Annotated in this window: 8 protein-coding genes; all 8 read left to right on the top strand. The window is 57.4% G+C overall.

The window, feature by feature from the left end; translation table 11 throughout:
- Positions 1–95 precede the first annotated feature (95 nt).
- The 8 genes from SH664x_RS09470 to SH664x_RS09435 all read left to right on the top strand — a co-directional run bounded on the left by SH664x_RS09470 (position 96) and on the right by SH664x_RS09435 (position 10,897).
- A complete protein-coding gene (locus SH664x_RS09470; RefSeq protein ID WP_437206963.1) occupies positions 96–671 on the top strand; it encodes a sigma-70 family RNA polymerase sigma factor in 576 nt (191 codons plus the stop codon).
- Positions 672–673: 2 nt separating this feature from the next.
- Positions 674–2,920, top strand: coding sequence for a carbohydrate-binding protein (locus SH664x_RS09465; protein WP_437206961.1), 2,247 nt, complete (start codon positions 674–676; stop codon positions 2,918–2,920).
- Between the two features lie 225 nt (positions 2,921–3,145).
- Positions 3,146–4,198, top strand: coding sequence for a DUF1559 family PulG-like putative transporter (locus SH664x_RS09460; RefSeq protein ID WP_437206959.1), 1,053 nt, complete (start codon positions 3,146–3,148; stop codon positions 4,196–4,198).
- A gap of 156 nt (positions 4,199–4,354) precedes the next feature.
- Positions 4,355–4,822 (top strand): carboxypeptidase-like regulatory domain-containing protein, encoded by a 468-nt coding sequence (locus tag SH664x_RS09455; protein ID WP_437206957.1) that lies wholly within the window; start codon positions 4,355–4,357, stop codon positions 4,820–4,822.
- Positions 4,823–4,939: 117 nt separating this feature from the next.
- Positions 4,940–5,854 carry an alpha/beta hydrolase fold domain-containing protein gene (locus SH664x_RS09450; protein WP_437206955.1) on the top strand — a complete coding sequence of 305 codons (915 nt, stop codon included), beginning with the start codon at positions 4,940–4,942 and terminating at the stop codon, positions 5,852–5,854.
- A gap of 163 nt (positions 5,855–6,017) precedes the next feature.
- Positions 6,018–7,088, top strand: a complete 1,071-nt coding sequence (locus tag SH664x_RS09445; protein ID WP_437206953.1) for a metallophosphoesterase — start codon at positions 6,018–6,020, stop codon at positions 7,086–7,088.
- Positions 7,089–7,903: 815 nt separating this feature from the next.
- Positions 7,904–8,764 carry an ATP-grasp domain-containing protein gene (locus SH664x_RS09440; RefSeq protein WP_437206951.1) on the top strand — a complete coding sequence of 287 codons (861 nt, stop codon included), beginning with the start codon at positions 7,904–7,906 and terminating at the stop codon, positions 8,762–8,764.
- 1,740 nt (positions 8,765–10,504) lie between these two features.
- On the top strand, positions 10,505–10,897 hold the full coding sequence (locus tag SH664x_RS09435; protein ID WP_437206949.1) for a hypothetical protein: 393 nt from the start codon (positions 10,505–10,507) through the stop codon (positions 10,895–10,897).
- Positions 10,898–11,294: the final 397 nt, after the last annotated feature.

Here is an 11,294-nt window from a genome sequence, read left to right as displayed (position 1 = left end):
TATGTTTGAGTCCCAATAATCATTGTCAGAAATCCGGAACCACGGTCTATACCTGCTGATTTCCGGAGCCTCTCACTCTCCCAGGAGTCGCATTTATGGCAGATCGCCGTCCCCCAGCGGCTGCCCACGGGTATGACTCGGATTCGCCACATGCGAGCAATTCGCATCGTGAAGAGTTTCTGCGACAGCTCGTTCGCCACGAGCGTCTGTTGCATGCGTACATCTTTTCACTCGTGCTGGACTGGGCACTGGCTGAAGAGATTCTGCAGGAGACCTATGTGCGGCTGCTGCAGCGGATCGATGAATGGGACTCGACCCGCGATCTTTATGCCTGGGCGTGTGGTTTTGCCCACTATCAGGTGCTCAATCATCGCAACCGGATGCGTCGTGAGCGGATGCGATTCAGTGATGCGTCGATGGATCAAATCGCGGTGATGCAGAAAGCCAAATCGGATCAGCTGAAGCTGCGGCTCGAGGCGATTGAACACTGCATGGAGCAATTGGCTCCCCCGCATCGAAACCTGTTGGAGTTGGCCTACGGCGGCGAACTGTCGATTGAGCAGGTCGCCTGGAAGTTGGGGCGGACGGTGGTGTCCACGTATCAGGCGCTGACCCGGGTGCGGCGTCTATTGAGGCAATGTGTTGAGAGAGCGATCCGCCCGCTGGAGTAGAAATGTTCGGACATTCCCGTCCAGAGTCTGACCTGTTCGATGAAATCGGCGCCCTGACGGACGCAGTGATTGCGGGGGTGGCATCTGAGGAGCAGCAGGCCCGACTGGATCGACTGGTCTGCGAGTCGGACGATGCGCGCTGGGCCTACGTTCAGTATGTCTATGACAGTGTTTCCATTCACCGTCAGCTGCGGGAAGGCCGGCTGATCCGTGAATTACAGGGGGCTGTCACACAGGAGGAGTCGCCACTTCCTGCGGATTCCGAACCGGGAGTGGAAAGGCCGCATCCTACCGAAGATGTTTTCACCTGGATTTCGCGGCTAACCGACGATGTCGTGCCGTATGTCCTCTGCGGCCATCTTGCAGCACCGCAGGTCTCTCGAGAGAAGAGGAGCTGGAAGCGGTCACTGCGACTGCTTCCAGGGATTTGTGTCTGCAGCCTGCTGCTCCTGATCGGCGGGACCTGCGGCTGGTGGGCATCTCGCTCGACGTTGGTGGAAAAACCTGCCACCAATGAAACCCCGGCTCGTTTTGCGAAGATTATTCGCTCCACGGACTGTACCTGGAAGGTGAACGGCGTCGTGGCCACGTTGGGGGAAGGAGACTGGTTGTCCGTAGGACGCTACACCCTTTCGTCAGGGCTGGCCAAGGTCGTGTTTCCGTGGGGGACTGAAGCCACGATCGAGGCACCGACTGAAATCGAATTCACACAGAACGGCGGCCGTCAGCTGTGGCACGGGCAGCTCGTGGCCAAGGTTTCTCCGGAGGACACCGGTTTTATGATCGATACTCCCACGGTCAAGCTGATTGACCTGGGGACAGAGTTCGGGCTCTCCACTGATTTCAATGGGGAGAGTGAAGTGCATGTCTTCAAGGGGGCTGTGGAAGTGCGCCCCCACTTCACCGATCGAGGAAGTCCGGGGAATCCGATCACGCTGACAACCGGCGAGGCCAATGGTTTCACCGCGACGAATCTGGCGGTCAGGCAAATCGCCTTCAACCCGAAACGGTTCTCACGGGCATGGCGATTGAACAGTCTCGTGGCCGAAACTTCAGGTGCCATGCGCTTTGTTCACCCCGCCCCCGCGAGCATCGTAGAAGGCCGAACCGAAGCCAATGACTCTTTGACTCTCTTCCTGGAACGAGAGGATCAGGAACTCGTTTCCCCGCTCGCCGTCACGATGACCGAGCCCGGGTTGTATACGACCTTCAACAACCGCTCCGCGTGGCTGCCTGCGGGGCTCCATGTCGACAGTTATCTGGTCCATTTTGATCCCGTCGGCTCAAGAAGTCGTCAGTCGCCGGTTGTTGTCGAAGGTTCGGTCTCGTTTGACCGGCCGATTCTGGCGGTCATTGCTCGCGGCGATCAACTGGCAGGGAGTGACGAGTGGCTGGCCTGTCGTGAGACGCAGTATCAGGGTTTCCCGATTTTTCGAAAAACAGCAAAGGAAAGTTTCAGTTCCAATTTCTCCCCCAGCTATGCCATTCGCGGGCTGAGCGGCCAGTGGAACCTGCCCTACCTGCATGAATCTCCTGCCCCGAATGACTGGGTACGGCTGAGCGCCGATCGTAAGACATTGACCGTCCGCTGCACTGCCCGGGGAGAAGCCGATCAGTTGCGCATCGTGGTGTCGTCTGACGGGGAAAATCATCCCGCGGTCGTCCCGGCGACGCAGGACCTGATCCCGCGTCCTTTCCGGGGCCGTCCGTTTCACGTCGATCAGATCATCGAGGCGGAAGATTTCGACCTGGGCGGACAGGATGTCGCCTACTACGACACAACGCCAGATTCACTGGCCAACGTCTACCGCACCAACGAAAGCGTGGAGCTGAAACAGTATCTCTTCGGCGAGCAGACGATCACCAACGTCTCAGTAGCCCGGGCCGGCGAGTGGCTGACGTATACCGTCGACATCGAGCAGCCTGGTCAATATGTCATCCAAGCCCATGCCGGGTCGCAGCTCAGAGGGGGGAAGTTCCGGTTTGAAATCGGTGTGGAGAATGCCGACAACCCCGCAATCACTCCCTCTGTCGCCATTCCGATCACCACGCTGGAGCACGGACCTGTCGAGAACTGGTATGCGACGGTGACCTCGGCACCTGTCGAGCTGCAGGCCGGCCGCCAATTGCTGCGCGTCGTGATGGAAGCGAACCATAGCAGCGGGCGGCTGGGGAACTTCGACTGGTTCCGGATTGTTCCCCTGTCCCCTTCAGCCACTAACGAGTCGATTCCCCCGGCCATTCCCTGATGGCGGGGCATCAACAATCTGTCGCTCCTGGAGTGAATATTGGCCAAAAGCATAATAGACGTACAAACATTTCGACAGCCAAAACCTGGTTATTAATAAGTTATTCATCTTCTCTCTGGTCAGGTCCCTTACAACGACAAGTCTTGATCACATCAGTCGAAATCGCCGGCGTTCAGGCGAAGTTCATACTTCACTTCTTTTCTGCCAGGATTGTTTGGGGTGCCTATGTCTATTGTTACCTTTCGTAACCCTGTTGACCTGGAGAGCGCAAGCCGACGGCGCTCCGGTGCATTTACGCTCATCGAGCTGCTGGTGGTTATTGCCATTATCGCGGTGCTGATCGCACTGCTGCTGCCTGCTGTTCAGCAGGCCCGGGAGGCCGCCCGTCGCAGCCAGTGCAAGAACAACCTGAAGCAGCAGGGGTTGGCGCTGCACAACTATCACGACGTCTATAATCGCTTTCCCGTGGGGACACTCGCCCCTCGTAATAAGCCGAATTGGCGCGTCAGCCTGCTGCCCTATCTGGATCAGGCCAATGTCTACAATGCGCTCGACTTTGCAGGCCTCGATAACATCGGCGGATTCGCATCGCGCAATCCTGCCGGAACGTTTGGGTACGGCACAGAAAAGAACTCCATTCTCAAGGGGTTTGTTGTTCCGGCCTATGCCTGCCCTTCCAGCTTCCTGGGGACCACCGCGGCTGGAACAGATCCGCCCATGAACAATCTCGATCTGGGGCAAACGCATGACTATATTGGTATTATGGGAGCCACACCGGACCCGGCCGGTCGAACTGCCGGGACCTGTTCCACCCAGCTCTCTTACGGCGGCATCTTTTGCAGCAATGGACTGTTGATGCCCAACATGTCCTGGGGAGTTCGGGACGTCACCGACGGCACGTCCAACACCATGATCGTGGCCGAGCAGTCCGGCCCGGTCGAGGGCCTCGATTACCGGAACAATTATTTCGGAGGCTGGGCCGGCTATACCTCGGGGAATGCCTCGACAACCTACCGTGATTTCACGACGCTTCCTGCGAGTAGTCAGGCTTTCGGAACCGGGACCACGACGATTCGCTACGCTAACAACTCGCCGACTGTCTCCGTCGGCTCCAATAACGCCTACGATGCCAACACGATTCTTACAAGTTCTCACGTGGGAGGCATCCATGCGCTGCTGGCCGATGGAAGTGCACGGTTCGTTGCGGACGTCATGGATTTCGGCACGTTTCTAAAGTTGGGGTCCCGCGATGACGGCCTGCCGCTGGGTGAGTTTTAATAGCACTCGGCAACAAGAAGGGATCGCGGGTCGTTACGACGGGCTGTCCCGCCCGTCGTAACAATCTCGTTCCGGAAGATATTCGTCGCCCTTGTGACAACTGTGTGTGTCGCAAAATACTGGCAAAGCGTCTTTTGTTAAAAAGTTATCGACAATATGCATAATACTTCTGTTATGGGCGAAGTCCTGCAGAGCCCCTGGGTGCAGCGGCCATCGGCGACTTTCAGTGTCTCTGGAATCCTTGCACTCCTGTTGATGTGCGGGTGCTCGGGCCCGGTCCGCGAAGTGAAGATTGCCACGGCGGAAGGGACAGTGACGCTTGACGGCAAGCCCTTGCAGGACGGTGTCGTGGCGTTTGAATCCCGATCATCGGGCCTTGGAGCTTTTGGCGTTCTCGATGCTGATGGAAAGTTTCGCATTGAACGCATGCCTGTGGGGGAGTTCTTGGTGACCATTCATCCCCCGGAACCTCCGGCTCCGGGGGAACCTGCTCCCCCCCGCCCCAGCACAATGGGGCCAATCCGCAAGATTCCGTCCAAATATGCTTCCCCCACGGACAGCGGTCTGGAAGTCACCATTCCCGAGCAAGGTGCTAAAGATCTCGTTTTCGATCTGAGCAGCTGAAGCAGAAACGGCACGCATTCCGTTTCTTGGTCTTTGTGAGTTTACAGTCATTCTCGTTGTCATTTGTTCTGCAACTCCGATGCGAAAAGCGATCGGGGAATCAGATGAGGATTCCATATGAAAGTCTTTGTGTGCACCACTTCCCTTGTTCTCGTTCTGCAGGGGCTGGTGTTCAGCTCGTCACGAGCTCAAGCCTCGGAACTGAGCTCGACTCAGCCCGAAATTGTCTGCAAGGAAGATGTCGTCTACGGCCGGGTTCTGGGGGCCGGGTTACTGGCTGATATTGCCTATCCCAAATCCGAAAAGAAAATTCCGGCCATTCTGTCGGTGCATGGGGGGCGCTGGTCGCGAGGCACGAAGAAAGATAACGGGGCGATCAACGTCCAGCAGTGGGCAGAGATGGGTTTCTTCGCGATGACAATCGACTATCGGCTGCGGACCTGTTCCCCTCCACCGGCCTGTTACCAGGATGTACAGTGCGCCATCCGCTACATCCATGCACACGCCGCAGAGTACAATATCGACGAGGATCGTATCTTTCTGATCGGGCAGTCGGCGGGGGGGCACATGGTGTCACTGGCCGCCACGCTCGGCAATAACGACTTCGCCAAAACTGGCGGCTGGGAAGATGCCCGGGATGATTTCTGTGCTTCCATCTGTGTTTCGGGACCTCATGATCTGCTGACCTGCCCCTGGGGAAATCTGTGGACACCTCAAGGCGTCGATTCCACGGTCGCCCGCGAGCACGCTTCGCCGATTCGTCACGTCAGTGCCCAGATGCGACCGCTGCTGATTTTTCACGCCGATAACGACAAGTCCGTCCCCATCGCCAATGCTCTGGCAATGGTGGAAGAGTTGAAGGCGAAGAGCGCGCCTCATGTGTTCCATCACTACGAGACCGCGGGGCACATGGGGATCACTCCGGAAGTGATTACTAGATCTTTGGAGTTCATCAACAGTGTCTCTGACAAGGCGCCGGCAAAGTCGGGGGCACACGCGGCTCCCCCCTCCCCGGTCTCAAGTCAGAAATAAGGGCAGTTGCTTCGCCCCCTGTCTGCGCAGCCAGCGTCTTGCCGGACGAAGTGCTGATTCTGCACGAGTCCAGCGGGCGATGCTGAGTTCGTCTCGTGCGCACAGCCGTTGGCTGTCTCACCCCGTTTCCCCCCCTTTGAACCTTCCGAGTATGGAGTGTGAAATGAACGCGATCTCTCGACGCGATCTGCTGAAAGCAGGCATGACACTCGGCGTCGTGTCCTGCTGCAATCCATTTGTTCTGGCAGAGGATGCCAAGCCCGACCCGTACGCTGATGGTGTGCTCGTGGACGGAGTCCCGGCACCGGTCACTCCCGGTGCTTTCACCGTAGTTGTGCTGCCGGATATTCAGAACTACACGGAACGTCGTCCGGAAATCGCCAAGGCACAGACCGACTGGATTCTGGAGAACGCCGAGGCCAGGAACATCGCCTGGGTCTGCCAACTCGGGGATCTGACCAACCATAACCTGGCGAAAGAGTACGTGAACGCCGCTGCGGCCCTGAAAGCGTTGGATGGCAGGGTCCCCTATAGCTTTGTCACCGGCAACCACGACTATGGGGCTGGTGGCAAGTGCCAGGATCGGACAACGCTGGTGAACGACTACTTTCCGGTGAAAGACTACCGGTCGATGCCGACTTTTGGGGGCACTTATGACAAAGAACCGGAAAGCATGACCAACAGCTACCACCGGTTTTCGGCCGGTGGTCGGAAGTTTCTGGTGCTCGCACTGGAATTTGGGCCCCGACACGACGTCGTTCGTTGGGCCAACGACGTGGTCTCCCGGAACGCCGATCACGAAGTCATCCTGACGACTCACGCCTATCTGCATTCCGATGGAACCCGGGAAGACTGGGCCCGTTATGGGGACGCTCAGCGGTGGAACCCGCATCGCTACGCCGTGGCGAAGAATAACAACCAGGACGTCATGGATGGCGAAGAGTTATGGAACAATCTGATTTGCAAGCACGAAAATTTCGTGCTGACAATGAACGGGCATGTTCTGGAGGACGGGCTGGGCAGGCTGGTCACCAGCACTCCCTCCGGCCGCGACGTGCAGCAAATGGTTGTCAACTTCCAGATGCGTCCCAATGGAGGTGATGGTTGGTTGCGGCTGCTGGAGTTCCAGCCGGAGAGTCGGGTGGTGCGAGTCGGAGACTACTCACCCACCCGTCGACAGCGGAACGAATCAACTGAGAACAAGTTTGAAATGCAGACCGCCCCCATTCTCTGAGGCGGGGCCTCAGCACGTTACGGAATGCAGTTTCCGGCGGATGAACCTGAAAGCGGCCGGGGCCATGCCGGTCGCTTTTTTTATGACAGTCGACCTGCCGCCGTTTTCTGCCCCAGTCTCCTTGAAAGTTTGATTGGGGAATTCTGATTACGCCTGGAGAGAGACGGCAGTCGCTGAAAGATTGAACTCGCGATCTCGTGGCACAGCCGGTTCCGCCGCCTGGAGGTGAGATCTGAGCATGGCAGTTTCAAGGATCATGGGCTCCTTCCGCTCGCCTAAGGCCGAATCTGCTTAAGGAAGCGTTGAACCAGCTCGAGTCGCTTTTGAACGTGCAGCACGTAATGAGCATCCGTGGCCGAAAGCGGAGAATCTCACAACCTCCGGCTTCCGGCGCATGCGTCTGGAGGATTTGATTGGTTCATCCTGTGACTTGGCACAGAAGCCCAACAACACGCGTCGCCAGCAATCCCTGAAGACCGAAAAAGCCCTGCTCTGCGAAAAACTTCGTCCGCTACTGGCGGGGCGAATGTTCGGTCCCCGGAGGTTTTTCTGTCGCCGCCAGGTGGATCAAGAAATTGAGGAGGGAATCCAATCGATCGGGACCTGTCACTCTCAGTGCGGGAATCGCCAGCCCAATCCTCACCGGCCATACCTCGGGAATCAGGCGCCGGAAAGGCACGAAAGTTTCTCGCCGCCAATTCCATCATGTTGCTGGAGAACGTGGCGCTCTATCATGTCTCGCTCACGACTGGAATCACGGTAACGTTCCTCTCGCGTCTTCACCGTCAGCACAAGTTGCCATCAAGAGGCGTTTTGTGAGCACAGTGGCCTTTGTCACTTATAAAGAATCACCCGGCATCGTCGACGACGACATGGTCGTGACGGACCTCCTGCAATCAAAAGGAGTTTCTGTCGCCTCGGCCCCCTGGGAGGACCCGACCGTCGAGTGGTCTCGATTCTCTGGTGTCGTGATTCGCTCCCCTTGGAATTACCACCATCTCCCGGTTCAGTATGCAGACTGGCTCCGCTCCTGCGAGAGGGCCGGGGTCAACCTCTGGAATCCCGCTCGAGCTGTACTCGCCAATATCCACAAGAAATATCTGTTGGACCTGGCGGAACAGGGGGTCGAGATTGTCCCCTTGGAGTATCTGACAATGGGAAACCGGCGGCCACTGCGTCAGGTTCTGGAAGCACGGGGTTGGAGGGAGGCGGTCGTGAAGCCCGTCGTGTCCGCGGGAGCCCATCAGACGTGGAGGACGTCGCTCGCAGAGGCCGGCAGAGATCAAGCCCGGTTTGAGGAGCAATGCGGCATGAGTGACACTCTCGTTCAACCGTTCATGGACGAAATTGTCTCAGAGGGGGAATGGTCTCTCGTTTTTTTCAGGGGGGAGTACAGTCACGCAGTCGTCAAACGTCCGGCACCAGGAGACTTCCGCATCCAGCACCAGCACGGTGGGCGATACCAGTCCGGAAACCCATCGCCCGAACTGATCGCACAGGCGCGTGACGTTCTGTCGAAAGTGGATTCGCCGCTCCTGTACGCCCGGGTTGACGGAGTGGTCAGCGACGGGCGATTCCTGTTGATGGAATTGGAAATCAACGAGCCGTTCCTGTTCCTCGGGTTCTCGCCCGAGGCTCCGTCGAGGTTCGCCCACGCCATCCTGACCCTGTTATGAACTCCCCTTGCCCTGTTGATACAGGGCTTGAATCTTGATTTGTGTGGTGCCGCAACGCATTCCATGAGCGAGACATCACGAATGAATGATCTAATTGAAGGCACTTCTCCCTCGATGCGGACGGGACGCAAATAAGTCACCCCATAATTCGTATCTGAAAGGCCCGCCCAAGTTCACGCAGAAGCAATTGTTGACCTCCTTAATCCTGCACGCCGCCCTGAAGACAACGTACCGGGACATCATCGAATTTCTGGTAGGCTCCGCTGTCTGGGCAGGTCGTCTGACGAGTCTCGTAAGCTCACCAGTGATATTCACTTTGCACTGGAGAAGTTCGTTGACATCATGGATTCACGACAAGCTTCGCATTGATGTCGCGTACTGACCGAGATGCGACCCGATTTATGGATCACTATTCAGATCCGCACCGGGCCCCGCGCGACTTTCCCGACCGAGTTTTCACCATGGGCTCGCACCATGAAAATCACAAGTCGACTGAGGCTCGTGCTGGCAATCACACTGAAATTGATGTTCCTGTTGATTACCAGATTTCTTTATCAGGCACTCCGAGCTGCACAAGCCGCAGCCAGAACATCGCGGTCCAAAGGCTACCTGAAAACGAACCACGTCATGTCGGCTCGACACGGAGGAACTCACGGCGAGATCCCCCGGTATCGATTGCCGACACTTCACAGGTCCCAGTAGTAACATGTCGCTGGAGTGCAGCGCTTTTCCTGTGTCTATCCCAGGAATCCAAAGAGATGGCTGGGTACCGCCGAAACGAGCCGTGGAATTCCGATATGAAGAGCCGCATGGCTCAAAAGGCGCAAAACTATTTTTCAGCCGAGGCCGATCGGGAGGGGCGTGATCCTTACCCCAGAGCCAACTGAGGACTTCCGATCAAAAGCGGAGGCTGACAGGAAATCGCACATCTCGCATCGAGCACCCCACTGCGAGATCTCTCAGTCCTGAACAATGTCTGCCAGGCTTCCGGCCAGCCACGGCACGCCTGAAGGTGGTCCTCTCCGGTGCATGTCCAGTGCATTTGGATTCTAGGAAAGGCGCAGTCTCGTTTCCTGAAAATGGACAGATCAGAGTCAATCAGCCGTTTCGGTCTGCCACACCGAGGTCAATCTCCATCCAGCGGTGGCGGGTACTCAAGCGTCGTTTTCAGGTACTGACGGGCTCATCTCAGCCGAACAGAACATCCGGGAAGTTCAACCGTCGACTGGGGAAGACGTTTGTACTCCCTGAGGATGGCCTCGCGCCTTCCAAACTCTCTCGAAGCTGCGCGATGTCGAACCAGCAATCAGTCGACAAGAACGCGAGAACGCTTTTTTCAGGTTCGAGAAATGGGGATGGACAACATCGATTTCCTCCGACTCGCGTGACAGCGGTCTCTTCTGAGCGTAATCTTTCCAGTGGAGAGCGAGCCGGAACAGCGGCTCTGGCAGCGCCAGAGAAATCATCATGATGCGCCGGCGGGTTACAATCTGGCAAACGCTGAACGGGTTGCGCGAGCCCCGTCGTGCGGTGTCGTTGCTTCTCTGCCTCGGATGGATCGCTTTGCTCTTTCCGTTGCCGTTGCCGCAACTGCGCAGTGAAACGGCTGCCAGGAAAGACCTTTCGCGACCGTTCCCCTGTCAGCACCGAGCCTGCGGGTGTCGCTCAGCGGACCAATGTTGGAAAACGTGCTGCTGCTTTTCCAATTCACAGAAACTGGCGTGGGCGAAAGAAAATCGCGTGACGTTGCCCGCTTTTGTGCTGGCTGCAGCTCGACAGGAAACCTGCACGGCACAGATTCAGACGATCAAAGCGAGTGCCGCACCCGTTCGATCCAGCTGTTGCGAGAAGAAGGGGACTTCCGAATCACTTGCCACAACAACCGGGCGTCCGGTCGAGACTTTTGCGTCGGCTGAAGACGCCTCTGAAGACCACTATGTGATCAGGCTGCTGGCGGAACAGTGCAGCGGCTCAACGATGTCGTGGACGTCCATGCCCTGGACGATTATCGACGCCGCGATGGTGATCCCCACGCCAGAGGGCATCTCGACGGAGCCAGCGCTGACCGGGATGCTGCGCATTCCCGAGACCTTCTTGCCCCCTCCGGTTCCTCCGCCCCGCTCGCCGGCCTGACTTTGGGAACCAACTCTGCCGATGCGGGTCGCTGCTAAACGTATTGAGCGTCTGTCTGACAGACTTTTTCAACGCACGGCCGCCAGCGATCGGACAAGAAGGAAGTGTCCTTGAGCAGGCTGCTCTTTCCAGTGTCCGCGCAGCCAGCGTTTCGTGTGGTGAAATGCTGTCTTCCGGAAGCGAGGAAGAGGCAATCACGAGTCCAAATGCTCTCGCCAGGTTGCCAGCCGATTTCGAGATGAAATGGCAATGTGCCTCCTCGCGGATGTGCGGTCTCTGTTCTGCGCGGTGACACAATCCTCCCCAGGGAATGGTTCTCACGTGGTTGTTGCAATGTGTGTCGCTCTGTCGGCGCGAGTTCGCGCGCTCATTCGGTCAATCAGGCTCGCTCTCCAAG

The organism is Planctomicrobium aquicomposti, assembly GCF_051466325.1.
GTDB lineage: Bacteria > Planctomycetota > Planctomycetia > Planctomycetales > Planctomycetaceae > Planctomicrobium.
The sequence above is the reverse complement of the archived record's forward strand: the minus strand, read 5'-3'. Positions and strand labels throughout refer to the sequence as shown.

Coding starts and splice junctions, on each gene's coding strand:
- SH664x_RS09450 (WP_437206955.1), top strand. CDS start 4,940: ATGAAAGTCTTTGTGTGCACCACTTCCCTTGTTCTCGTTCTGCAGGGG.
- SH664x_RS09455 (WP_437206957.1), top strand. CDS start 4,355: ATGCATAATACTTCTGTTATGGGCGAAGTCCTGCAGAGCCCCTGGGTG.
- SH664x_RS09445 (WP_437206953.1), top strand. CDS start 6,018: ATGAACGCGATCTCTCGACGCGATCTGCTGAAAGCAGGCATGACACTC.
- SH664x_RS09465 (WP_437206961.1), top strand. CDS start 674: ATGTTCGGACATTCCCGTCCAGAGTCTGACCTGTTCGATGAAATCGGC.
- SH664x_RS09470 (WP_437206963.1), top strand. CDS start 96: ATGGCAGATCGCCGTCCCCCAGCGGCTGCCCACGGGTATGACTCGGAT.
- SH664x_RS09460 (WP_437206959.1), top strand. CDS start 3,146: ATGTCTATTGTTACCTTTCGTAACCCTGTTGACCTGGAGAGCGCAAGC.